The sequence below is a fragment of the Leclercia sp. GHBNCSD genome, assembly GCF_055805075.1.
Genome location: NZ_JBQVYO010000002.1, coordinates 162,926 through 186,573, shown reverse-complemented (window position 1 = coordinate 186,573; position 23,648 = coordinate 162,926). Strand labels below are relative to the sequence as shown.

At 53.7% G+C, this 23,648-nt stretch carries 30 protein-coding genes and 1 pseudogene; 29 read left to right on the top strand and 2 right to left on the bottom strand.

Going from position 1 to position 23,648, the window contains the following annotated elements; genetic code table 11:
* Positions 1-18: 18 nt before the first annotated feature.
* Positions 19-99 (top strand): annotated as a pseudogene (locus ACT3IC_RS21180) (methyltransferase); the annotation flags it as partial.
* 64 nt (positions 100-163) lie between these two features.
* Here the strand turns inward: ACT3IC_RS21180 and ACT3IC_RS21175 are convergent.
* Positions 164-451: a hypothetical protein gene (locus ACT3IC_RS21175; protein WP_473479188.1), complete on the bottom strand. Its 288-nt coding sequence runs from the start codon at positions 449-451 to the stop codon at positions 164-166.
* A 379-nt stretch (positions 452-830) separates the two neighbouring features.
* Here ACT3IC_RS21175 and ACT3IC_RS21170 point away from each other — a divergent pair, with 379 nt between their 5' ends.
* From ACT3IC_RS21170 to ACT3IC_RS21120, 11 genes are all read left to right on the top strand, one after another.
* Positions 831-1,286 (top strand): hypothetical protein, encoded by a 456-nt coding sequence (locus ACT3IC_RS21170; RefSeq protein WP_039029265.1) that lies wholly within the window; start codon positions 831-833, stop codon positions 1,284-1,286.
* 873 nt (positions 1,287-2,159) lie between these two features.
* The gene (locus ACT3IC_RS21165) at positions 2,160-2,759 is read left to right on the top strand and encodes a DUF1367 family protein (protein WP_473479185.1); all 600 of its coding nucleotides are present in this window, start codon (positions 2,160-2,162) and stop codon (positions 2,757-2,759) included.
* Between the two features lie 4 nt (positions 2,760-2,763).
* Positions 2,764-2,964: a hypothetical protein gene (locus tag ACT3IC_RS21160; RefSeq protein WP_473479182.1), complete on the top strand. Its 201-nt coding sequence runs from the start codon at positions 2,764-2,766 to the stop codon at positions 2,962-2,964.
* Positions 2,965-2,966: 2 nt separating this feature from the next.
* On the top strand, positions 2,967-3,572 hold the full coding sequence (locus ACT3IC_RS21155) for a recombination protein NinG (protein ID WP_473479179.1): 606 nt from the start codon (positions 2,967-2,969) through the stop codon (positions 3,570-3,572).
* On the top strand, positions 3,569-3,709 hold the full coding sequence (locus tag ACT3IC_RS21150) for a YlcG family protein (RefSeq protein ID WP_058648282.1): 141 nt from the start codon (positions 3,569-3,571) through the stop codon (positions 3,707-3,709). The genes ACT3IC_RS21155 and ACT3IC_RS21150 overlap by 4 nt, the downstream gene beginning before the upstream one ends.
* Positions 3,706-4,488, top strand: coding sequence for an antitermination protein Q (locus tag ACT3IC_RS21145; RefSeq protein WP_473479176.1), 783 nt, complete (start codon positions 3,706-3,708; stop codon positions 4,486-4,488). Before ACT3IC_RS21150 ends, ACT3IC_RS21145 begins: the two co-directional genes overlap by 4 nt.
* A 936-nt stretch (positions 4,489-5,424) precedes the next feature.
* A complete protein-coding gene (locus ACT3IC_RS21140) occupies positions 5,425-5,571 on the top strand; it encodes a hypothetical protein (RefSeq protein WP_473479173.1) in 147 nt (48 codons plus the stop codon).
* A gap of 537 nt (positions 5,572-6,108) precedes the next feature.
* Positions 6,109-6,339, top strand: a complete 231-nt coding sequence (locus ACT3IC_RS21135; RefSeq protein WP_051916132.1) for a class II holin family protein — start codon at positions 6,109-6,111, stop codon at positions 6,337-6,339.
* Between the two features lie 7 nt (positions 6,340-6,346).
* Entirely contained in the window at positions 6,347-6,844 is a 498-nt protein-coding gene (locus ACT3IC_RS21130) for a lysozyme (protein ID WP_072010784.1), read from the top strand.
* Positions 6,834-7,199, top strand: coding sequence for a hypothetical protein (locus tag ACT3IC_RS21125; RefSeq protein WP_032617984.1), 366 nt, complete (start codon positions 6,834-6,836; stop codon positions 7,197-7,199). Before ACT3IC_RS21130 ends, ACT3IC_RS21125 begins: the two co-directional genes overlap by 11 nt.
* Before the next feature lie 927 nt (positions 7,200-8,126).
* Entirely contained in the window at positions 8,127-8,324 is a 198-nt protein-coding gene (locus tag ACT3IC_RS21120) for a hypothetical protein (protein ID WP_032617985.1), read from the top strand.
* Positions 8,325-8,843: 519 nt separating this feature from the next.
* Here the strand turns inward: ACT3IC_RS21120 and ACT3IC_RS21115 are convergent.
* Positions 8,844-9,026: a hypothetical protein gene (locus ACT3IC_RS21115; RefSeq protein ID WP_473479169.1), complete on the bottom strand. Its 183-nt coding sequence runs from the start codon at positions 9,024-9,026 to the stop codon at positions 8,844-8,846.
* A gap of 70 nt (positions 9,027-9,096) precedes the next feature.
* Between ACT3IC_RS21115 and ACT3IC_RS21110 the strand changes: the two genes are divergently transcribed.
* From ACT3IC_RS21110 to ACT3IC_RS21030, 17 genes are all read left to right on the top strand, one after another.
* Positions 9,097-9,669 (top strand): terminase small subunit, encoded by a 573-nt coding sequence (locus ACT3IC_RS21110; protein WP_473479166.1) that lies wholly within the window; start codon positions 9,097-9,099, stop codon positions 9,667-9,669.
* Positions 9,666-11,237: a terminase gene (locus ACT3IC_RS21105; RefSeq protein WP_473479164.1), complete on the top strand. Its 1,572-nt coding sequence runs from the start codon at positions 9,666-9,668 to the stop codon at positions 11,235-11,237. Before ACT3IC_RS21110 ends, ACT3IC_RS21105 begins: the two co-directional genes overlap by 4 nt.
* Before the next feature lie 4 nt (positions 11,238-11,241).
* Positions 11,242-12,645 carry a DUF4055 domain-containing protein gene (locus ACT3IC_RS21100; RefSeq protein WP_473479162.1) on the top strand — a complete coding sequence of 468 codons (1,404 nt, stop codon included), beginning with the start codon at positions 11,242-11,244 and terminating at the stop codon, positions 12,643-12,645.
* A gap of 1 nt (position 12,646) precedes the next feature.
* Positions 12,647-13,750 (top strand): phage minor head protein, encoded by a 1,104-nt coding sequence (locus ACT3IC_RS21095; protein WP_473479160.1) that lies wholly within the window; start codon positions 12,647-12,649, stop codon positions 13,748-13,750.
* 123 nt (positions 13,751-13,873) lie between these two features.
* Positions 13,874-14,626, top strand: a complete 753-nt coding sequence (locus tag ACT3IC_RS21090) for a DUF6651 domain-containing protein (RefSeq protein WP_473479157.1) — start codon at positions 13,874-13,876, stop codon at positions 14,624-14,626.
* Between the two features lie 16 nt (positions 14,627-14,642).
* The gene (locus ACT3IC_RS21085) at positions 14,643-15,779 is read left to right on the top strand and encodes a major capsid protein (RefSeq protein WP_473479154.1); all 1,137 of its coding nucleotides are present in this window, start codon (positions 14,643-14,645) and stop codon (positions 15,777-15,779) included.
* A gap of 38 nt (positions 15,780-15,817) precedes the next feature.
* Positions 15,818-16,039, top strand: a complete 222-nt coding sequence (locus ACT3IC_RS21080) for a hypothetical protein (protein WP_473479151.1) — start codon at positions 15,818-15,820, stop codon at positions 16,037-16,039.
* Positions 16,040-16,041: 2 nt separating this feature from the next.
* On the top strand, positions 16,042-16,524 hold the full coding sequence (locus ACT3IC_RS21075) for a DnaT-like ssDNA-binding protein (protein WP_473479147.1): 483 nt from the start codon (positions 16,042-16,044) through the stop codon (positions 16,522-16,524).
* 1 nt (position 16,525) lies between these two features.
* Positions 16,526-16,879 (top strand): hypothetical protein, encoded by a 354-nt coding sequence (locus ACT3IC_RS21070; RefSeq protein ID WP_473479146.1) that lies wholly within the window; start codon positions 16,526-16,528, stop codon positions 16,877-16,879.
* A gap of 2 nt (positions 16,880-16,881) precedes the next feature.
* Complete coding sequence (locus ACT3IC_RS21065; RefSeq protein ID WP_473479144.1) at positions 16,882-17,481, top strand: hypothetical protein; 600 nt, start codon at positions 16,882-16,884, stop codon at positions 17,479-17,481.
* A 7-nt stretch (positions 17,482-17,488) separates the two neighbouring features.
* Positions 17,489-17,920, top strand: coding sequence for a phage tail terminator-like protein (locus ACT3IC_RS21060; RefSeq protein WP_473479141.1), 432 nt, complete (start codon positions 17,489-17,491; stop codon positions 17,918-17,920).
* A gap of 46 nt (positions 17,921-17,966) precedes the next feature.
* Entirely contained in the window at positions 17,967-18,899 is a 933-nt protein-coding gene (locus ACT3IC_RS21055; protein WP_473479139.1) for a phage tail tube protein, read from the top strand.
* A 41-nt stretch (positions 18,900-18,940) separates the two neighbouring features.
* A complete protein-coding gene (locus tag ACT3IC_RS21050) occupies positions 18,941-19,279 on the top strand; it encodes a phage tail assembly chaperone (protein ID WP_473479137.1) in 339 nt (112 codons plus the stop codon).
* 17 nt (positions 19,280-19,296) lie between these two features.
* Positions 19,297-19,584, top strand: coding sequence for a DUF1799 domain-containing protein (locus ACT3IC_RS21045; RefSeq protein WP_039028848.1), 288 nt, complete (start codon positions 19,297-19,299; stop codon positions 19,582-19,584).
* Entirely contained in the window at positions 19,584-22,631 is a 3,048-nt protein-coding gene (locus ACT3IC_RS21040; protein WP_473479134.1) for a phage tail tape measure protein, read from the top strand. The genes ACT3IC_RS21045 and ACT3IC_RS21040 overlap by 1 nt, the downstream gene beginning before the upstream one ends.
* A 101-nt stretch (positions 22,632-22,732) precedes the next feature.
* On the top strand, positions 22,733-23,215 hold the full coding sequence (locus ACT3IC_RS21035; protein ID WP_473479131.1) for a hypothetical protein: 483 nt from the start codon (positions 22,733-22,735) through the stop codon (positions 23,213-23,215).
* 79 nt (positions 23,216-23,294) lie between these two features.
* The gene (locus ACT3IC_RS21030; protein ID WP_473479128.1) at positions 23,295-23,624 is read left to right on the top strand and encodes a hypothetical protein; all 330 of its coding nucleotides are present in this window, start codon (positions 23,295-23,297) and stop codon (positions 23,622-23,624) included.
* Positions 23,625-23,648 lie beyond the last annotated feature (24 nt).

Sequence of the window (23,648 nt, the reverse complement as noted above, 5' to 3'; positions counted from 1 at the left end):
GTAGGCCAATGAATCATAGCCGTGCCGCAGCCCTTCGCTGAGGCGCCGGTGCGGGCAAACCTGCCGGAGATGTGCGAAGCAAGAGAGAGGGCTGCATAATGGTTTGAGGTGAAATGAAAACGCCGGGGTAATTCCCGGCGTTTTATGTGAGACGATGCTTTTTTTACGCCGAAATCATTATTTGATAAGCAACAAACAGGCAAATACTAATAATTACAATGGCTGCAATCACATTGAAAATTATTTCACCAGTGGTGGCTGGTGGCTTCTTCCCACCATATCCAGTCCCTCCGCTGTAGCCGCCTGAATACGGAGTACTCGGTGGTGGCGGGTTGTATGTGCTCATGTAGCTGCTCGAAGAACCATGCCTTGTTTTGGCGCGCTCATTTTCTTCGCAGTCAGGGCAATGGTTATTGGTGATAGTTCTGAAACAATTTGGGCAGGTAGCCATAGAAACACCTTTATAAGGGAGTGAAACATTTGAATCGTCAACTTCATATTTTTATAGTTTTTATTTAGTTCCATGTGGTGCTCAAGCTACCATTTTGTTGGCCTTCCTTGGGCGCGACTTTTACTTTTACAAAAGTAACAGCTTCATTCAATCCCCCTTTTTTAGTGGGCATTATGCCCGTCGTTAGGTGAGGCGATGGTGAGAGCAAGGCTGCCGGAGTTGTGCGCAGCGAGCGAACAAGTAGCCTGATTCATTCACTAAATGCCGTTGAGCCGCGGCATAAAAGAATTCGTTTTGTCCTGTCGCTTAAATTAGCGGGTCAACAACAAATGCTTTCGATGATAAATTCTTTCGCTCATAAACAAAAAAGAGACATGGGATGAAGAAAAAATTAATAGCTGTAGGCATTCTGCTTGGGTGTCATTTCAACGCAGCTTTTGGAGTTGATGTTGTTACCAAGGCCGTAGCGAGTTGCGATGGTGGATATACAGTAACAATAATTGATAATGGAGGTGATGAAAGCACCATCAAGTACTTCGTGGTAAAGGATAACATCCCTGTCGCACAGGGGCAGGGACTTTCAATGGTTCATAACCGAACCGCAGGCGGGTTGCAGGTTACCAATATCATCATACCTCCAATTCAGAAGTTTGATGCCTCGGCCAAGGGTGTCAAATTGGTCACTTACACCTATATCATTGAGTACCCTGTGACAGAGCAGCAAAAAAAGACGAATAAACAGACAGTTTCGCTTCTTATCAATAATGATTTGTTTAGCCAAGGCAAAGATGAAGTTCTTTATAAATGCTCGCAACTCATAACCAAGTCATCTTGATGCCACATATTTTGGGGTTAGGCTCTAGGAAATAGTCTGTTCGCTTAATAGGCGTAACGCCGCGTATACGCGGCGTTCTCGAACCCGATCGATTTACCGATCGATGCAATGATATTGATCTATGAAATCGATTAGATAATAGTCACAGCGCGGCAACTTATTCCCAACCTGACAAGATGTGTCACCTCGGCAATATACCCTCAATCACAGAGCGGCCCTCTGCACGCACGGCTCGAACAGTTTTTAATCAGATATTATCCCCAGTATTTCCTACGGTGACTGTTAAAAATAACGATCATTTTTTGCGCGAAAGAGACAGTAAAAATAATTAAAATCATATAGATAAATGAACTTGTGCAGACATGCATTTCATGTGAACACTTAAGCCAAATGGATAATTACTGTTTATGCATACAGTATTTTGTTGTATGGTTAAGATGCTACAGAGAAAAATGAATTTTTCTTCCGGCAAACCTATTAGGAAATTTGCGCCATTTGTTATTTTGGCTCTGTGGAGTGGATTTCTCCCCGCCGGGAGAGGGTATTTGGTGATAGCAAAGAAGGGGGTTGATGTGGCTGCGATGTGTTCTGATGGAGGTGGGTATTTATACCAGGTGGTGCGGTCCGATGGGAAAGCGGTATGCTCGTTTCATCTCAGGCCCGGGGATCGCGTCCTCCTCTCTGGGCACGGCTCAGAGGTTGGCCATAAACACCTCCTTGCAGATGAGCGCGTCACATCACGAGAAGTGCTGGCCGAGATTGTGAGAGAGTTATCAGCCCGCAATTGACCTTTTTAGTACTTGAATAGCATAATGATTCTACCGGCCTGAACAACCGGTAACCTGACCACGATGCGCCACGGAGAAAACGTCCATGGCGCAGTTACAACTCATCAAACAGTCCTCAGGAATCCTGATCCCGGCCACACCGGAGACCAGCGAATTACTGCAATCAAAAATCAAGCTCGGTGCCGTGCTGGTGGCCGACTTCAAACAGGTCCGTAATCCGGCCTTCCACCGTAGATTGTTCGCTCTGCTGAATCTCGGCTTCGAATACTGGGAGCCAACCGGCGGCGCTATCTCATCCAACGAACGCAAGCTGGTGACCGGCTATGCCAAATACCTGGCATCGTTCGGCGGAAGCGAGGGCGCGTTACTGGATGCCGCTGAGCAGTATCTGGAGCAAGTGGGCAGCCGCCGCATCACCAATGGAATCAGCCTGTGCAAATCCTTCGACGCATATCGCGCTTGGGTGACAATCGAGGCCGGGCACTATGATGCCATCCAGCTACCTGACGGTACCCTCCGGAAGCATCCCCGCAGCATCGCCTTCGCCAATATGGATGAGACAGAATTTCAGCAGCTCTACAGGGCCGCGCTCGATGTTCTGTGGCGCTGGATTCTGTCCCGGGCATTCAGGGACCAGCGCGAGGCTGAGAACGCCGCTGCGCAGCTGATGAGCTTCGGAGGCTGACCAGATGGCGAAATCATGGTTCCACTACACCGAATGCACAACCGAGCAGGCCGATGAACTTCAGTGGCAGTACCAGCGCCGCGGCGTAGCCGTTAAGCGCAGCCTCAATCCTGATTACTTCACCTGGACCGTCAGCGTCAGGCTGCCGGAAGCAAAGTGGCAGGAACGCACGCCGCGTACGTTCCGCCAAAAGGTCTGGGGGTGAGCATGGCTAAGAAACCCCGCCGTAAGTGCGCAAACCAGAGCTGCCGCGAGTGGTTCCACCCGGTCCGTGACGGCCAGGTGGTCTGCTGCTACGAGTGTGCCACTGCCGTTGCCAAAGCGCAGACCGCGAAGAACCGGGCCGAGGATCTGCGTGCTGAGAAGAAGCGCCAGCGTGAAGAGGAGAAGGCGCAGCGTGCGCGGCAGGCCGAACGCCGCCAGGCGGTGAAGCCGTTAAGTTACTTCCGCGACCAGGCCCAGCAGGCTTTTAACGAGTTCATCCGATACCGGGATCGGCATCAGCCATGCATCAGCTGTGGTCGATATCACTACGGTCAGTATCACGCCGGGCATTACCGCACGACTGGTGCCAATCCGGAGCTGCGCTTCAACGAGGACAACTGCCATCGCCAGTGCGCCCCATGCAATAACCATCTTTCTGGCAACCTTACCGCATACCGTCCGGCGCTGATCGCCAAAATTGGCCAGGCCCGTTTTGACGCCCTTATGGGGCCACACGAATTACCTAAATGGAAGCGTGACGACTACATCCGGATCCGCGACGAATATCGCGCAAAACTCAAAGAACTTAAGCAGCAGGTGGCAGCATGAAACCAGAACTAATCGAATCGCTTCGCATGCGCTGGCTGCGCCTCCGCATTTATCGCCGCCCGGGCACGGTGCTGGTGGACTATCGCATTCTTCGTAACTTTATTCGCATTTACCAGATGGCAGGAGCCGCAGCATGAACCTCGAAAACACCGTGAAATATCACTTCGCAAAGTCCACGATGATCAGCGACTCCCCGCGCGCCACTGCATCAGATTCACTGACCGGTACAGACATCATGGCAGCCATGGGCATGACGCAGGAACGCGCCGCCATGGGGTACAGTGCTTTCCTCGGAAAGATGGGGATCAGCAACAACGACCGGGAGAGGGCGATCGCGCTGCTGGCCGAGTACGCGCTGACCAAATGCGATAAGGTTGCCGCGCTGCGCAAGCTGGAAGCCGGAGTTAAGCCACTGGTGATGCGCCAGCTGGCCGCGTTCGCCTTTGAAGACTATTCGCGCAGCGCAGCCAGCGTTAAGCAGTGTGATTGCTGTGCCGGGCAGGGGTTCATTGAGGCAGACGTATTCACCAATAAATACCGTAAGCCGGAAGGCAAGATGACCGTGGCCGGCATGGTGAAGGTTCAAGAAACCGTTAAGGTGCTCTGCAAAAAATGCAATGGTGCAGGCCAGGTCAGCGCGGCATGCAGCGACTGCCGGGGGCGCGGTAAAGCGGTAAATCAGGATCTGACTGAAAAGCAGGGCGTGCCGGTACTGGCCGACTGCAAACGCTGCGCCGGGCGAGGTTATGAGCGAATCCCTTCGACTGAGGCATACGCGGCTATCTGCCTGATCACTGATGCGATCAGCCTGGATACCTGGAAGAAATCGGTTAAGCCATTTTACGATCTGTTGATCACCAAATTCGATATCGAAGAAGCCTGGGCAGAAGCGCAGCTGAAGCAGATAACGCGATAGTGCTTACCGAAATAGCTTACATTTCAAGCGTGACCTATTTACTTTTCCCGAATCTGTGTTAATTTCGTTCTAACGATGGGCTTTATATGTCCAGAGTTAAAAATCATGAACCTCGCTACGGCGGGGTTTTTTATTATTAAGTAACTTGTAAGTTAAATGTATCTTTTAAGATGCAAGCCACGTACAGTGCGCGGGTGGTGAATCCCCCTCAGCGGTGGGGCGGCTAGGCAAAACGAGTCGGGTTTGTAAACGCGGTTCTGTGGTCTAGCACAGGGTCACCGGGAGGCACCCGGCACCACAACCTCAGTATCATCTCTTGCCAGGGCTACCGATTGGCGGCCTTTTTGTTTTACATGATTCTGGTCTTCATAGTATCGCCGGTCTTTTTCGTTCATACCGAATAAATAAACAGATAAAGTTAGCTTTATCGTAGGAAAGCGATTAGGCTGCGCCTGTGGTGAATCCCCCTAAGCGGTGGGGCGACTAGACTGGGAGGTGAATGACGCGATTCTGTGGTCTAGCATAGAGTCACCGGGAGGCACCCGGCATCACATCTTCAATATCATTTATTTCTAAGGCTGCCGATTGGCGGCCTTTTTGTTTTACATGACCCTGGCTAGCACAGCACTGTTGGTCTTTTTGTTCATACTGAATAAATATACAAATATAAATAGCTTTATGGCAGGAAGAAGACTAGGCTGTGCCTGTGATGAATCCCCCTATGCGGCGGGGCGACCAGACATGGCAGGTGTATAGAGCGCGGTTCTGTGGTCTGGCGCAGAGTCACCGGGAGGCACCCGGCATCACACCCAATCATGCATTTCTTTGTCCGCCCTGATGTAGATTATGTAGCGCACAGCAAGCCTGGATTCCGGCTTACAGATTAGATAATGTCGCCTTGAAGAGTTCTGTCAGAGCTTGCAGAGGACAATCCTTATGAAAGAAGGTTTCTACTGGATACAGCACAACGGCAGGGTTCAGGTTGCCTACTACACCAACGGCGAAACCGAAGACCTTGAAACAGGCAGAATCATCACAGGTATCTGGCACCTCACACAGGGCGATGATATTTGCGATAACTGAGAGGCTGAGATTTTAGCTGGGCCATTAACACCGCCACACGTTTAAAAAAGGCCGCTGCGTTTCAATATATAGTGTAGGCTTAAAAGTGGTGAATCCCCCTGTGCGGTGGGGCAATCCAGTTGATGTTAGTGTAAATATGCTTGCGGCTCGTATAACTGGTAACGAGTCACCGGGAGGCACCGGGCACCTGTCTTATTCTCCATTTCTGAGTTAAATATCTCCTGCTAGTAAAGCAGGCTTTTTTGTATGCGCTTCGTTAGTAGTGCTATTATTTAATCGTGAGCCAAGCCAGAACCATTAACCGGACATCCTGACCGACCAGTAACGCTGCCCGACACAGCTGCTGTATGGATGATGGCGAGGTAAAATGCCTACCTACTTAGATTTCCAACTCAGTTAGGCCCGCTTAAAACGCGGGCCTTTTTTTATCTCAGGCTCCCGGAACCCCCATCAAGGTCCTGTCGTTAATTCATCCGGAGAGCCTGACCCCTTCCCACACAGCACCCGCATCCTGGCGAGGTGAGAGAAATGTCCCGTATGAGCAAACTTGTCACCGGAGTCGCCCTCGGCACCTCAGGAGGAACCATCCTGAACGGCGTCCTCACAAAACTGAGTCCTGACGAATGGAGCGCCATCGGCGTACTGGCAGGTATTGCCGGGATTATCGTTACCGGACTCATTAACTGGTATTTCAAACGCAAGGTCGCTAATGCGCAAGTTAAGGCGCTGGAGAAATACGGCCCGGCGGTGAAAGTTGGAGAAGACTGATATGCCAATGACCAGCAGCCTTCGCAATAAACTGATCGCCGCAGCTGGTGGCGGTGCAATGCTGATTGCCTCACTTTTCCTCGGTGGGCAGGATGGCGTCGAAGGGCGCAAGTATGAGGCCTATAAAGACGTCGCCGGGGTGTGGACTGTGTGCGACGGCCATACTGGGCGGGATATCGTCAGGGGCAAGACTTATACCGATCGCGAGTGTGACCAGTTGCTGTGGAAAGACCTCCAGCCAGCCAAGCGTACGGTAGACAATCTGGTCAGGGTGCCGCTGGGCGAGTATCAGCGCGCCGCGCTTTACAGCTTTGTCTTTAACGTTGGTTCTGACGCGTTCTCGAAGTCTACGCTGCTGCGCAAACTGAACAAAGGTGATCACGACGGGGCGTGCGAAGAAATGCGCCGTTGGGTTTACGCTGGTGGCATGAAATGGAAAGGCCTCCAGAACCGGCGAGAGATGGAGCGATCGATGTGCCTGGCGGAGAGTAAACATGACCTTTAGCCTTCGAACGATTCTGCTGCTCGCTGTCATGATCATGCTACTCGCTTGTGGCTATGGCGAGCTACGTTACAGGAATGGCTGGTATGCCCACGCTGAACACATCAACGTCCTGGCCGCTGATAAGCGGGCCAAAGCCGAAAAGGCTATTCAGCCTGTCGAACTGAAGGCCGCTCAGGCCAGAGACGAAGGCCGGGTAATCTACCGAACCATAACCCGTGACGTGGTGAAATATGTCCAGGATCCAAATCGTACCGTTTGTGATTTTGACGATGAGTCTGTCCGGCTGCGCAGAGAGGCAATCGACGCTGCCAACTCCATCAGCGGATTTGATGCAGGAACCCTGCAAGGGAAGTGATGCCGGGACTAATAGCGACGAAGACCTTCAGGCCGATATCGAGACTGCTGAATGTCTACGCCAGTTGCGCCTCGATAAGTACCGCTGGCAGGCCTGGTATGACGCTGTGAAGTGATCGAATTCAACAAAAAATGTCCCTTCCGAAATGAAATCCTACAGTTCGAAAGGGAGACCAAAGGGGTCATCATTACAAGGAGGATATCAATGTAGTGCATGACTCAATAAAAATCCCAAGTATTAAAATAATAACGAAAATGACACTTTTTTTCTGATTAGGCTAATACCTGCTGAATATTTATTAGCCCGACTAAGCAAAAAGTTTTATACAACTCACATTAAAAATTTTGGCATCAACTACATTCAAATTGCACGAGTGATTCGACATCTTTGCCATTTAAGCCAATCCCCCTAAGCGGTGGGGCAACCAGTAAAAGCTGGACGTATGCGAATTTGCTTACTGGAGTAAGTTCTCCGGGAGGCACCCGGGGTTTGAGGGAAAGACTGAAGGAACAGGCATAACGTCGAACTTTGTGCAAAAGCTATCTACATTGCTGTATGACCCTGACCAGTTCTGTCCGAGCTGGTCTTTTTTTGGCAAAAAAAGCCCCCTGGAGAGAGGGCAAGACATGCTATGGACGGATGTTTCTGAGTGTACTCATGCGGGTCATGAGACAGTTCTATGGGATTCCCTGGTGCAGGTAGGAGCCTTGCAGGGAGTTATAAATATGGTCCGTGGTTCTGATTTAACAAGCGGAAGCGGTAACACCAGGATGATTCTTAATACATAAAAGTAAACGTCCTGATATAGGGTCATATGCTTCGTTAAAGTCTTAACCCTGAGGCCCGGACACCGTCTCCTCTGAACTTTAAGCATAGAAAATTCTTAGCCTCAAAATCGAGAGGCTTTTTAATCACCGAGGAATAAGCATGACAGTAGTTCTTACAGCAAAACAGATTGAGGACCTGGCAGCCTTCGCTAAAGAGGACGGCCAGGCACAATACACCATCACCACTGTGACAATCCCTGAGTTCGAAGCGGATGATGGTGAGGTTACCCCTGAGTATACCGGACTGATTGCTTACTCCGATTCACTTGAACATGGTGTGCTGCAACTCGACGACTAAGTAACCATTACAAAGCTCATCTGCTGGTGGGCTTGATAATGTTAATGAGAGTTTAACAAGGAAAAAAACCGGAAGATGAGACATCATCACCCCCGGCAACCTGACACATATTGTTGTATTTATTTCCCGAAGAAATCATGGCTTATTAAGTACATATGGGCAAGGAAACGAAACATTAAATTAACTTAAGTAAAACATTTCATATTTAATTAGTCGTGATTATCAATCCGAAATTGTGCGTGTGAGCATCTTCGTATGTGGATATGAAAATGAGACTGCCGCCATAAGCGAAGGGGGGTAATGCTGAAGTGTTTCAAAAAAAGAGCCCTCACTTAGAGGGTTACTGGGGTCTCAGTTTCAATGCTCTTTTTATTGATGATTCCCTGGAGTTGGCATTCTCCGCATCAGAGTCACAAATAGCCTGGCAGCCTATGAGCTAACAACAAGCGTAAGCGTGTGATATTAAGAATTTCCTCAAAAGCCATCACCATGGGCAGACCCATCGTAATGGTTTTAGGACTACACCCTTTTCCCATCAATCGTAACGCTGGCTTCAGCAGAGCTGTTTGGTATGTAAATTCTGACCTTTGAGCCGCTTTCGGTGATTACCTCAATCGTCACTGACGTTGGTGGCGCGCCAGTATCATCTCCAGTGAAGGCTGCAACTATTTCTTCTGAAGATTTATCTTCAATGATTGGCATTAGGTCGCCGTTAACCAAGCCGGCGTGAATTTTCAAATTGCCCCTAGTCATTCCTAAAGAGGTTTTTTTAATGGCACTCAATGCAAAGCAGGACATGTTTTGCCGCGAGTACCTCATCGACTTAAACGCCACGCAAGCGGCTATTCGGGCGGGGTACAGCGTCAAAACTGCAAACCGAATAGCTGCTCAGTTATTGTCAAAACTTGACATCCAAAACAGGATCGCCGAACTCAAAATTAAGCGCAACGAGGATGTGGGCATCGATGCCGATTATGTGCTCCGGCGCTTGTTTGAGATCGACCAGATGGATGTATTGGACATCCTGAATGACGACGGCAGCCTAAGGCCGATCACCTCATGGCCTAAAGCCTGGCGAATTTCGCTAACCGGTTTGGACATCAGCACGACCATTCAAAACTTCGACGAAGAGACCGCCGAGACCATCCTTAAAAAGATTAAGTGGCCTGATAAGGTTAAAAACCTCGAATTGCTCGGCAAGCATGTGCGCGTGCAGGCATTCAAAGAGCAGGTGGAGCAGAAGGTCACCGCAACCCACAGCATCATGCCGGTCCCGTCCTGCGATAACGTAGACGACTGGGAAGCAGCAGCGCAGAAGCAACAGAACGAGGTTCTTGGTGGATGAATTACAAAGCCGTCTGGAAACCTTTGCCGGGATCGCAGTCGCTCTCCCTGAGTTGCCCGTGTAACGAAATTCTCTACGAGGGGACGCGCGGACCGGGTAAAACTGCCGCGCAGCTGGCGCGATTTCGTCGCCTGGTTGGTCTGGGCTACGGCTCGTTCTGGCGTGGCGTGATATTCGATACCGAGTATAAAAACCTCACCGATATCATCACCCAGTCAAAGCGCATGTATCGCCTGTTTAATGACGGCGCACGCTATCTGGCGTCAGCGTCTGAACTACGCTGGGTGTGGCCAACTGGCGAAGAGCTGCTGTTCCGCTTCGGGAAGGAGGAGGGCGACTACTGGGACTATCACGGTCAGGAGTTCCCGTTCATCGGCTTTAACGAGCTGACCAAGCAGCAGTCGGGTGAATTCTACGAGATGATGTTCTCCTGCCGGCGCTCATCGTTCAGGCCGGAGAACTATCCGCGGGATGATGGCTCGTTACTAAAGCCGATCCCGCTGGAGACATTCAGCACGACGAACCCGTTTGGTATCGGCCATACCTGGGTGAAGAAACGCTTCATTGAGCCTGCACCCCGCGGCACCATCATTCGCGAGACGCAAAAGGTGTTCAACCCGCAGACCGAGCGAGAAGAGGACGTGACGCTGACGCGCGTTGCGATTCATGGCTCGTTCAAAGAGAACCCATATCTCGACCCGCAGTACATCGCCACACTGATGGCCATCAAAGACCCGAACCGCCGCAAAGCGTGGGTTGAGGGCTCCTGGGATGTCACCAGCGGCGGGCGCTTCGACCATCTGTGGAATGCCTCGCATCATGTCATTAAGCCATTCCGCATCCCTGACAGCTGGACGGTTGACCGCTCCCATGACTGGGGCGAGTCGAAGCCGTTCTCCAACCTCTGGTGGGCGCGTGCCGACGGCACCGCCGCAGAGTTGCCAGACGGTCGCCAATTCTGCCCGCCTGCCGGATCGCTGATCCTGATTGGTGAGTGGTACGGCTGCCCACCTGACGAGCTCAACAAGGGGCTGAACATGTCATCCACAAACGTCGCCAAGGGTGTAGCGTGGGTGGATAAGCGGCTGGTGGGCGAAGAGCTGGCTGTACCCGAAGAGATAAAACTCAATGGTGTGACGCAGGGGCAACTGAACATCATGCCCGGTATCTGCAAAAAGGTTGTTCCCGGCCCGGCTGACGGTGCCATCTACAACACCGGCGATGACGAGCTCTCCATTGCCCAGAAGATGGAATCGCAGGGCGTTAAGTGGGTTCCATCCAATAAGAAACCGGGATCGCGCGTGAACGGCGCGGCCCTGTTTGCTGACATGCTTGAGGCCGTCATTGAAGGTAAGAAGCTGGAATCAGGCATGCCAGAGAAGCCAGCATTCTACGTATTCGACTACTGCAGGGGCTGGATAAGCCGTGTTCCGGTGCTCGTGCGCGACAGTAAGAACCCTGACGACGTAGATACCCAGCAGGAAGATCACGACTGGGATGGCACGCGCTACGCTGTCCTGCATTCACCGCCGAAGAAAGTCGGCAAAGTCACCAGCCTGAGGCTATAAACCCATGCCTGATATTTCAACACCCAATCTGGACTATGGGAACATGGTGCAGGCGTGGGACATTAACGACGCTCTGATGGGCGGCACGCTGTACATGCGCCAGCTTGGTGAGGCTTATCTGCCCCGCTGGCCGAAAGAGGATAAAGAGGATTACAAAAAACGCCTGGATGTGGCCACGCTTCTTCCTGCCTACGAAGAGACCATCAACCAGAACGTCGGGCGCGTTTTCGCGGAGCCAATCCAGCTGGGCGAGAACGTCCCGGATGCTCTTCGCGAGTTCGCAAAAAATGTGGATCTGGAGGGCAGTCGCCTCGATGTATGGGCGCAGGCATTCTTCAGTCTGGCGATGCAGTATGGCCTGTCACATGCGCTGGTGGACTATCCTCGCATTGACGCTGAACAGGTTAAGACCAAAGCAGATGAAAAGGCTACCGGCGCGCGCCCGTACGTCACTATGTTGAATCCGCGACAGGTGATCGGCTGGAAGTCGAAGATGACCGGGGGCAAGGTTGCGCTCACCGAGTTGCGCATCAAAGAAGTGGTGGTCGAAGATGGCGATGACTTTGGTCAGACGAAAGTCGAACAGATTCGTTACCTGACGCCCGGGAAGGTGCAGATTTACCGCAAGGCTACTGGCGACAATGCCCAGGCGAACTGGACACTGCACGACGAATGGACAACATCCCGTAAGGACATAACGCTGGTCACGCTTTACACCAAGCGCACCGGTTTTATGTGCGGCTCACCGCCACTGCTCAATATGGCGCTGCTGAACGTTAAGCACTGGCAGAGCCAGAGTGAGCAGGACAACATCCTGCACGTTGCCCGGGTGCCGATCCTGACTGTGTTCGGGCTTGAGCAGGGAGAAGAGCTGGTTATCGGCTCTTCCTCGGCAACTCAATTCTCCGATCGGCAGAAACAAGGACTCGAATACGTTGAGCATACCGGCTCCTCCATTGGCGCTGGCAAAGAGTCGCTGGCGGAACTGGTAGAGCAGATGCGCCAGGCTGGCGCGAAGCTGCTGCGTACCGACAACACATCGACCAAGTCTGTAGACCAGACCTCGGAAGAGAAGATGCAGGAGCAGTCGCCGCTCTACACCATGGCAACCAGCCTGGAAGATGCACTCGACAACATCCTGCAAATTATGGCCGAGTACATCGGCGAGAAAGACGGCGGCAGCGTAGATGTCCGCACTGAACTGGATGTCGAATCGAAGGAGTTCAATCCTCCTGCGGCGCTGGCCATCCAGTCGCTGCGTCAGGGTGGTGATATTCGCCGCGTGGACGCAATCAAGTCATTGCAGAAGCTCAACATCATTGATGCGGACGCGGATCCGGATGCGGTGCTGAGTGAGTTGCTGACTGAATCGGCCTCACTGACCGAACCACCGCTTAACGAGGTGTGATATGGCCCGCTCCGTCAACGATCGGTTTCAGGACGAGACGATAGCGCATGGCCTGTATGTGACCCGCTATGGTAATGGCGTCGCCCGGCGCATGGTGGCGCTACTGAACAAGCTGGATGCAGACCTGGCGGCCAGGCTGCTGGTGCTGCTGGATGGCAAGCGTGCCGACACCTACAGTGCTCGCCGCCTCGCTTCGCTGCTGGCTGGCGTACGTGACCTGAACCAGAAGGCTTACGAACCGGTCAATGATGCGCTGGCTCGGGAACTGGCGCGCTACGTTGAATATGAGGCCGGGTATCAACTGGACCTGTTCAGCAGCATTATCCCGGAGCAGATCCTTAAGCATGTGCCGCTGCAGAGCATCGCACCCGAGCAGGTTTATGCCGCAGCAGTGGCGCAGCCTTTCCAGGGGCGATTGCTGAAAGAGTGGGGGCAGAAGCTTGAAGCCGACCGGCTGGACAAAATCACTAACGCAGTGCGCTCCGGTTTGCTCCAGGGCGAAACGGTAGAGCAAATTGTCCGGCGCGTTGCCGGCACGCCGAAACTCAATCGTGAAGACGGGGTGATCAACGCATCCCGGCGCGACCTGGCGGTGGTGACCCGCACCGCTGTGAATCACATGGCCGCCACGGCGCGTCAGGATTTCGCCCAGGCCAACAGCGATATCGTGAAGGCCAAACAGTGGTCCTCCACGCTGGATACGCATACCAGTCAGTGGTGCATCATTCGTGACCGTAAACTCTACACGCTCGACGGTAAGCCGTTGGGGCATGTGGTTCCGTATCTGCGCGGCCCCGGCAAAATCCACTTCTGCTGTCGCTCCGGCGAAATCCTGATTACCAAATCGTGGGAGGAATTGCAGATAGCCTCAGGCGAACTGAGTAGCGCTACGCGTGCGTCGATGGACGGGCAGGTGCCAGCGCATACCAGCTATGCCGAATGGCTTACCCGGCAGCCGTACGCACGGCAGGAGCAGGTGCTCGGTGTCACCCGCGCCATGATGCTGCGTGACGGCAAAATTACCGTGCCGGAGATGTTCAACGACGCCGGGGAGTTCCTGACCCTGGACGAACTGCGACGCGTTGATGCGTCGGCGTTCGAATAACGCAACCCTATCAATATCAGGCTGCCTCTAGGTGGCCTTTTTTATGCCTGCCGCTGAGCGGATGCGACGCGGTGACCGGGTCGGATGACCTATTACCAATGGCCGGAAGGCTGGAGCAAAACAATGAAACTCAAACTTGATGCTAACGGCAATGTGGTCGTTGAAAACGGTATGCCTGTGTACGTCCATGACGACGGCAAAGAGATCCCGTTCGACGCAGCCGCAGCGATGACCAAAATCACCTCCCTGAACGGTGAAGCCAAAACTCACCGAGAGGCGAAGGAGGCGGCGGAAGCCAGTCTCGCGAAATTCTCTGGCATCTCCGACCCGACCAAGGCGCTCGAAGCCCTGGAGATGATGACCAAAATCGACCAGAAGAAGCTGATCGACGCTGGCGCCGTTGACCAGGTGAAGGCTGAGATCACCAAGGTTTACCAGCAGCAGCTGGACGAAGCGAACGGCAAAACCAAACAGCTCGAATCCCAGCTCTACGACGAGATGATCGGCGGCCGCTTCGGTGGTTCGAAATTCATCTCCGAGAAGATGGCGATCCCGGCAGAGTTCGTGCGTTCCCACTTCGGTCAGAACTTCAAAATCGAAGACGGCAAGGTCGTGGCTTACGACGGGCAGGGCAACAAGGTGTTCTCCCGCACCAAACCCGGCGAACTGGCTGGCTTCGATGAAGCGCTGGAATCTCTGGTCGAGTTGCATCCGCAGAAAGACTACATCCTCAAAGCGTCCGGCAACAGCGGCGGTGGCTCCCACCAGTCGCAGCATCAGGCCGGGCAAAAAACCATGAAACGCGCTGCTTTCGACGCCTTACCGCCAGTTGAACAACAAACGGTAATTGGCGGCGGCACGAGCATCGTTGATTAACCGAAAGGAAACCTGAATGTCCAACACCCTCACCGGCCTCATCCCGACTATTTACACCGCCCTGAATCGCGTATCGCGCGAGCAGGTGGGCTTTATCCCGGCGGTGGCTCGTAACGCCAAAGCCGATGCCGCGGCCAAAGATCAGACCGTGACCGCACCGGTGGCACCCAAAACCACCACCGTTGATATCACCCCGGCGGCAACCGCGCCAAACGACGGTGATCAGAACATTGGTACTGTGGACGTCAAAATCACCAAATCCAAAATGGCCCCGGTTAAATGGAATGGTGAAGAGCAGCTTGCCATCGGGCCATCGGGCACTTATGACATTGTCCTGGCTGACCAGTTTTCTCAGGCGTTCCGCGCACTGAGCAACGAAATGGATGCTGACCTGGCATCGCTGGCTTACAAGTCTTCCCGCGCTGTTGGTGCTCCAAAAGATACACCGTTCAGTGTCAAAGACGACCTGTCTGATGCGGCGAACGCTCGCCAGGTACTGACTGATAACGGCGCACCAACCACTGACCTGCGCATGGTACTGGGCGGCGAAGCGATGGCATCCATCCGTGGCAAACAGTCCGTACTGTTCAAAGCGAACGAAGCAGGTACCGATCAGCTTCTGCGTGAAGGCATCATTGGTCGTGTGATGGGCTTTAACCTGCACGAATCCGCCAACATCAAGCGCACTGCGAAAAGCACTGCGGCGGGCTATAAGGTCAACGGCGCGAAGAAAGAGGGCGACATCATTGTTGCTATCTCTGCTGGCACTGGCGGTATTGCTGCCGGGACTGCAGTGAAGTTCGATGGCGATGACAACCAGTACATGGTCGTAGCGGCAACCTCTTCCACTATCACCATCGGCGCGCCGGGCCTGCGCCAGGATCTTGCAGACCAGGCAACTGTCACTGTGCTGAGCGAGTTCGCGCCAAACGTTGCTTTTGACCGTAACGCATTCCTGCTGGCTTGCCGTACCCCGGCCATGCCAAAAGGCGGCGATACCGCTGACGATGTGATGAACGTAACCGATCCTGTCTCTGGTATTACCTTCCAGATCGCGCTGTATCGCCAGTACCGTCAGGTGCGTTATGAGGTTGGTGTGGCGTGGGGCGTTGCAGCCGTGCAGCCTGAGCATTCCACCATCATCATGGGTTAACCACTGGGGCTTCGGCCCCTTTGTTTTCAGGAGGCCCAATGGCCGGATTAACCAAAGAGCAGCGCGCGCAGCGTGATGCTGAGAAGCTTGCCGCGCAGAACGGAGCTGAACATGCTCCTGCCCAGCAGGACCAGCCAGGTATTGAGCTGGTGACTATGGTGCGAGATACCCCAGAGTTCCCCGGGGGCCCGCTGAGTGCTGAGGTACACCCTGACGAAGTGGATAACTGGCTGGCGCTGGACTGGCGTCTGGAGGAGTAACCATGTTGGTTGCCGATCCCCACGTTCCTGGCTTCAACAGTTACGCCAGCGTTGCTGACCTGCGTGCGTTCGCGGCGGGGCGCGGGTATACCGTTCCTGCCGATGACGGCGAGTGCGGCCAGATGCTTATGCAGGCTATGGACTTTCTCGAAGGGAAGGCTTGGCGCGGCCAGCGCTCCAGCACATCGCAGCCGCTGTCGTGGCCGCGCTCGGGCGTGCGTTTCGATGGCGTTGACCTTCCTGATGACTCCATCCCGCAGCGCCTCGTTGACGCACAGTGCCGTCTGGCTATCGAGTCACAGGAGATTGACCTCACGCCGTCGGTCGCTGGTGGCGGGGCGGTGACGATGGAACGCGTCGAGGGCGCGGTGACCGTGCAGTACGAGCCGGGAACCAATAAGGCCTCGCCGTCATTCCCCTGGTTCTATTCCTCGCTGCGTGGGCTAGTGGTGGGCGGCAATCAGATCCGCATCGAAAGGGGGTGACATGCCAATCGACTATCGACGTATGCGCGCGACGGCGACCCGGTTGCTGACCGAGAACGGCAAGACTTACCAGCTTACCCGCGGCGGCGGCACCACCCGCGATCAGTTCGGGAAAGAGGTCACCACTCCGGCGGTTAACGCGACCGTAACCGGTGTCATCACCGAATACTCCTCTCGTGAAATCGACGGCTCCCTGATCGCCACAGGCGACAAGAAGCTGGCGGCCACGTTCGAAACGGAAGTACGCATTGATGACCGTATCGAAATTGACGGCAAAAAGTGGCGCGTGGTGCAGCCGAATCCGGTTAAGCCTGCCGATGTGCTGATCTCCTACAACATCCAGCTGAGGGCGTAACTATGGCTAGTTCAGCTAATCAGCCGTTCCTGGCTGCCATTCAGTTGTTCATAGATAGTTCAAAGCAGGAAGCAGAGGAGGTAGTGCGCCGGACGGGTATTAAAATCCTCGCTCAGCTGGTGGATATGTCTCCGGTAGGCCAGCCTGATATCTGGCAGGTCAACCAGACTGCGACGGCGTACAACACTGCGGTGCGGGAGCATAACGCGACCCTGCGTGATGATCCTGCCAACCTGACCAAATCAGGACGGCTTAAGCGCGGGCTGCGAGTGAACGACTCGATGGACATCAAAAAGCCTGATGGCTATGTCGGCGGGCGCTTTAAGAATAACTGGTATGTGGGGTTTGATAGCCAACCGACCCAGTCCAATGATATACCGGATGCTTCCGGCCAGGGTTCCAACTCCCGCGGTCTGGCAGTGCTCGAGGTGTTCCGGGTGGGGCAGGTCAGCTCGATTTACTTCACCAATAACCTGTCATATGCCCAAGAGCTGGAAAACGGTCATTCCACACAGGCTCCCGGCGGCATGGTGGGCATCACGGCGCTGGACGCCGCGCAGCTGTTCCGTGAGGCAATGAGCGAGGTGCGCAATGGCCGGTGACCAGTCAATGCGGATCGCTGACCTGCTGGAAGGTCGTATCGCGGTTATCTGCTCTTCGCTCGGGCTGCCAGTGGCCTGGCCGAACATCGCGTTTACTCCCCCGGATACTGTGCCTTACGGGCGTGTTTATGTTCTGCCGGCGCAAACCGTGGGGCAGGATCTGGAAGGCCAGTTGCGTACGTACCAGGGCATTCTTCAGCTCAATATCATCGCTTCTGCTGGTAGTGGCGTGAATCAGGCCAGAGGGCTGGCTCAGTCCATCGCTGACGCCTTCCCCGAAGGTCTGCCGCTGGTGGATGGTGACCTGACCGTCTACATCAACGGCCCGCCGCAGGTGCGTACGCCGATACAGGATCGCCCGACCTCCACACCAAACGGCAGTAGCGGCTCCATCACCTACACCACCCCCGTCAGCATGCAGTATCGCGCTGATTACTGACCCGCCACCCGGCGGGTTTTTTATTTCCTCAATTCAGGAGAATGCAATGGCATTCGCAATCCCTAACGGGTCACGTGTGAACGTGGCCAAGGCCTATCTTGCGCCGATTGTCTTTACTGCAGCCTCCAACGCGACAGAATGCGAACTGACCGTTGCCTCGGCTGCCGGGATCCTCGCGGGCGATGTCGTCCAGGTAAACTCTGGCTGGCTCAAGCTCGATAACATGGTGCTGCGCGTTAAGTCTGTCACCACCACCAAAATCGTGCTGGAAGCGTTCGATACCACCGATACCAAGAAATTCCCGGCGGGTACCGGCGCGGGTACTCTGCGCAAAGTCGACTCCTGGATCACCATGCCGCAGGTGATGACGTTGTCTACAGAGGGCGGCGACCAGCAGTCCATTTCTATCCAGTTCCTGGAAGATGATAAGGCCCGTACTATCCCGACGTTCAAAAACGCCGTGGTTCAGGTCTACACCTTCGCCCACGACCCGATGTTGGCGATCTACAAGCGTCTCATCGACCTGGACGACTCCAGCGATACCACTGCGGTATGGTTCCACAACCCGCGCGGCAAAGCGGATCGTTACTACTCCGCCAAAGTATCTTTCCAGCGCGTGCCGCGTACCGAAATCAACGCCGTTGAGAGCAACGAAGCGCGTATGAACTTCGAATCGGATATGCAGATTTATCCGATCGCTGATTCATCCGTGCTGCCACTGGCGTTCCTGACTGACCTGCCACCCACTAAAGCACTCGCAACAGGCGCTGCGCTGGATCTGGCTGTGGTTATGCAGGGTGGTTCCGCGCCATACACCTACGCGTGGAAGAAGGGCAGCACCGCTATCCCTGGCAAAACCGCCTCGACTTTCAACATCCCGTCGGTCGCATCCAGCGATGCTGGTGTCTACACCTGCGAGGTCACCGACGCCGCAGGCAAAACCATTACCTCAGCTGCGTGCACCGTCACTGTCAGCTAACCAACAAGGCCCGGTTCGTCGGGCCATTCTGAGATGAATCAATGACCAAATTCTTCCTAATCCCAAATCCTACCTTTTCCGTTACTGCCAGCATCCCGCGCGCCGGTGCTGACGACGGCAAACTGACCTTCACCTTCCGCCACAAGACGCTGCAGGAACTCCGCGCAATGGACGAGAAGCTGCAAAAAGCAGCTGAAGGCAAAAAGGCAGCAGTAGAGCCGCAGGCCGATTACCTCATGGAAATCGTCGAAGGCTGGGCGCTGCCGGATGAGTTCACCCGCGATAACGTGATCGTCCTCCTGCAGAACTATCCGCGCGCATTCGACAGCATCGGTCTGGCCTACACCAAAGAGCTGATGGGCATCCGCGAAAAAAACTGAGGCAGGTCGCCGCAGCGATGTATACACCGGGACCGACGCTCGCGGAGTTAGCCGCTTTTGGTTTAACGCCTGAGGACGTGGAGGAAGATGTGGGGATCCTGCCATCCGTATGGGAGGCCTTTACTGTCTTCTCCGCAATGGCGACTCAATGGCGCGTAGGCGCGGGCGGTGCGACCGGTCTTGATTACAACGTTCTCCCCTGGGTGTTTCAGTTGCACGGGGTTGAGGATGCGGCGGCCTGCATGGCTGATATTCGAATCATGGAAAGCGAGGCTCTCAAAGTGATGCATAAGGAGACGGCCTGATGAGTGACCAAATCGCCTCGATCACATTGCGTGCTGACGTATCCGATCTGAAAACGGCCAGCAATGAACTGGATAAACTCGGTGAGGCCGCGGCGGGTGCCGTAGGTAAAGCTGATGACCTTAACAGCGTATTTCGCGCTGGCGCTGAGTCTGCGAAGCAGGGCAGTGAAGGCCTCAAAGAGCAGCAGACCGCGCTCAAAGGCCTGCTGGAGAATATCGACCCGGTTACCAAGGCGCTGAACCGCCTGGACGAACAGCAGGCTGCGCTGCGTAACTTCCAGACCAGGGGCTTTCTGGATACCGATACATTCCAGGCCTATAACAAGATCCTGGATGATACCCGGCTGAAGCTGACCGATACCGGCGAGGCAGCAGCGCGGGCCCAGGCCGAACTGGCCGCCACCCAAGCTGCCGAAAAGCAATCTGCCGCATTGAAGAACCTGCTGGGCTCCATCGACCCGACGATCCGCGCGTTCAACTCTCTGGATGAGCAGCACGCGCAGCTGGTGGCCCATTTCGAGGCAGGGCGCATCAATGGCGCTCAGTTTGAGCACTTCAACACCATCCTTAACCAGACGCGTGCGCGGCTCTCTGGCGTGGCTGACGTACTACCTGAGGCATTATCGCGGCAGGAACTGGCCGCGCGGCGTGCCGGTATCTCCGTGGGGCAGTACAGCGCGGCCATGCGCACGTTGCCAGCCCAGTTCACTGATATCGCCACGCAGCTGGCTGGTGGGCAGTCACCGTTCCTGATCCTGCTCCAGCAGGGCGGCCAGATAAAAGACCAGTTTGGCTCAGTGCAGGGGGCGCTGTCCGGCGTCGGCGAATACATCCGCAGCATGGCTGGGATGATTAATCCAACCACAATTGCGCTGAGCGGTCTGGTGGGCACCATTGGCCTGCTGGCTGCAGCCGCTTACAGTTCGTCTGAACAGTTCGATCAGGTGGCGCGCTCTGTCATCATGATGGGTGGCGCTGGCTTCGCCTCAATGCAGCAACTCAACCAGGCCGCTGAAGAAGTGGCTGGCAGGACGAATACTTCCATTAGCTCCACCGTCGATACCCTGGTTGCGCTGAATGATACAGGCAAATATACCGCCAGCCAGATGAAGCAGATCGCCATGTCCATCACCCTGATGGGCAAGGCAGGCAACGATACCAAAACGGCGATGGCCGACTTTGGCAAGATTGTCAGCGACCCGGTGAGAGGGCTGGCCAGCCTGAATGAGCAATATGGCTTTGTCGACGAAGCTATGATGAAGCACATCATCCAGCTACGTAAGCAAAAGGGTGAAGAGGCTGCGGTGGCTGATGCCATCCAGCTGTATGCCGATGTCATGAATAAACGCGCTGAGGAAACCATTAAAGCGACCGACAATATCGGCAAAGTATGGGAAACCCTTAAGAAGAGTGCTTCTGACAACTTCAGTGATATTGGCATTACTGTCCGCGCCTGGGGAAATCAGGTGATCGATATTTTCGATCTGGTTAGAGCCTCGATTAAGGACCTGTTCCTCAATATCACCTCACTGGATGCCAAGTTCACTGGGACCATTGCCGGGTGGGCTGAAAAAATACCTGGTGGTGGCGCAGTAACGGAGTTCCTCGGCATGGATGTCGAGGCCATGAAAAAGGCCGGGGCTGAAGCTGACAAAGAGATCGCGGCGAATAAAAAGCGTTACGACGAACTATGGAAGCGGGTTACTGCTCCTAACGCACAGGCAGCCTATGAGGCTGAAGCTCGAGGGGTACTGGTAAAAGGTGACGGCGGCTCTGATCGTGCATCGAAAAATGCAGTCTCGAAACTTGCCGATGACTCGACCAAAAAGACCAAAGAGGCCAAGGCCACTCTGGATGCTGGCGATCGCACCCTGGAGAACTACCGCGCTCAGGCCAGAACGTTAACTGAAACCCTCGAAACTCTGCGACAGACCGGAGAAACCCACGCCAAAAATACTGAGTTCAGTAAACAGCAATCCCACTTTGCTGAACTGGATGAGGCCGCCAAAACTCGCGCCCTGACTGCTCAGGAGAAATCTCTACTGTCGAGCCGTGAGGCCATTCTGAACGCCGCTAAGGTGGTGGATCAGAAGAACAAGGAAGTCGAGGCCCAGCAGAAGATCAACGGGCTGGCTAAACAGGCTAACAAGTACGTTACGCAGATGTCGGAAAAGACCGATGCTTTGCGGGACGGCGCAGGCCTTAGCAGTCGCCAGACGCAGCGTATGATGGAGGAAGCGCAGTTACGACAGGGATGGCTGAACGGCGGCGGAAAACTGGAAGACGCAGGCTATGAGAAAGAGCTGGCAGCGCTTCGGAATTATTATGCTGAAGAAGATAAGCTTCGCGGCGAATGGAAATCAGGTGCGATCAGTGGCTGGAATGAGTATCTGGATGCTGCTACCAACACCTATGACGCCGTCAAGAATGTTGCCAGTTCAACACTGACGGGATTGAGCGACATGCTGACCGAGCTCATGACGACAGGGAAGGCATCGGTTAAAGAGTTCGGCAAGTCGATGCTTAAGATGATCCTGGACGTGACGAACCGCCTCATGTTTGCCTCTGCAGTGCAGGCCGCAATGGGGTGGATTAGTGGTGGCTCTGGGGCTTCGGCTGGGGGCGGACAATCATTCGCTGTTCCGTCATTCACCCCGAATGCAAAAGGCGGAGTCTATGAGTCTCCGGGCCTCAGTAAGTACGTGAATGGTGTCTATGATACACCTCAATACTTCGCGTTCCATGGAGCATCAAAGTTTGCTAAGGGCGGCGTCTTTGCTGAAGCCGGTGCTGAGGCGATCATGCCGCTAACGCGTGACTCCGCTGGCCGACTTGGTGTCAGGGCACAGGGGGGAGGTGGTGCACAGCCGCAGGTCAACATAGATATTTATATCGATAATAAGGGCAATGCCACATCAAACACATCTGGAGACGGAGGCGCTGCAGCGCGGGCGTTAGGGAAGGAAATAGAAACTAAGGTGGCTGAGATCCTTATGAGAGCAGCTCGAAGTGATGGCCTTCTTGGCAGGCAGTTCCAATCCAAATAGGCATCGTCTTAAATTCTGAGATAGCAATATCAACCATACCTGGTTACATCGATGACTCCCCTGGTTATTATGCTCAAAACCATACTAATCAGGGGATGATAATGAAAAAGGTCTTCATGACTGTGGTGTTAGCAATGGCTCTTTCTGCGTGTGCTGGTAATGGTCCAAGCAACAACGTGCAAAAACAAGCCAAGTATGATGAGCTGTCAAAATGCGATCTGGACATAGAGTTTCCCTCTCAGTCGCCAAAAAATAAAAGGGAATTTGCTGAGTATCTTTCAACTCAGGCACGTAACGCATCTGCGGATCAGTTCGTAATTCAAAAGCGGATAGAAATCCTTCAAATGGTTGGGTGGAATGACTCTGTTGCCGATGCAATAGCGACATGTGGTGCAAACAGAAAAAACATACGGAAAGAGAATGCGTCCAACGTGTTTGAGGCTGTAAAGGCGGGCACGACAGGTGCTGATGAAAAGCATGCTCTAATCGATGCCTACAGTTCGTGGGAATCATATGTGACCAGCCAAACACCTCTCGCCAAACAGGACTTTGATTCCAAGGTCGGCTATTACAAAAACATGTGATTTATCAATGTGATATTTTAACTTCATTGGTTTTTTTCGAAAACACATGGGTTATAAACAGAATGCCTAGGGGAGTTAGATGACTAAAGACAAAGTATTTTGTTTTCTATTTGGTGTGATCGTATCTCTCATTTTTGGAGTTGCTGGGAGTTACGCCGGTTATCTTAAGTTTTCTACAAAAATTGCAGTGCCAAAAACTATATGTATCTTTAATGCACACACTTTTGCTTTGGAGGAGGCTGAACGAGTCCAAAATGAGGCTCTGGGGGTATCTCAAAAACCAGCAAGTGATGGTAAAGAGCCACTAAGACAATTTCAGCAATGCCAAGAGAAAATCGATCCCAAAATTAGTGATGTGGAGTTCGCTAAAAATATGTACAAAGAAATGCAAGCAAATCACGTTAAGTGATTTGCATACTTAGATAGTTATAAG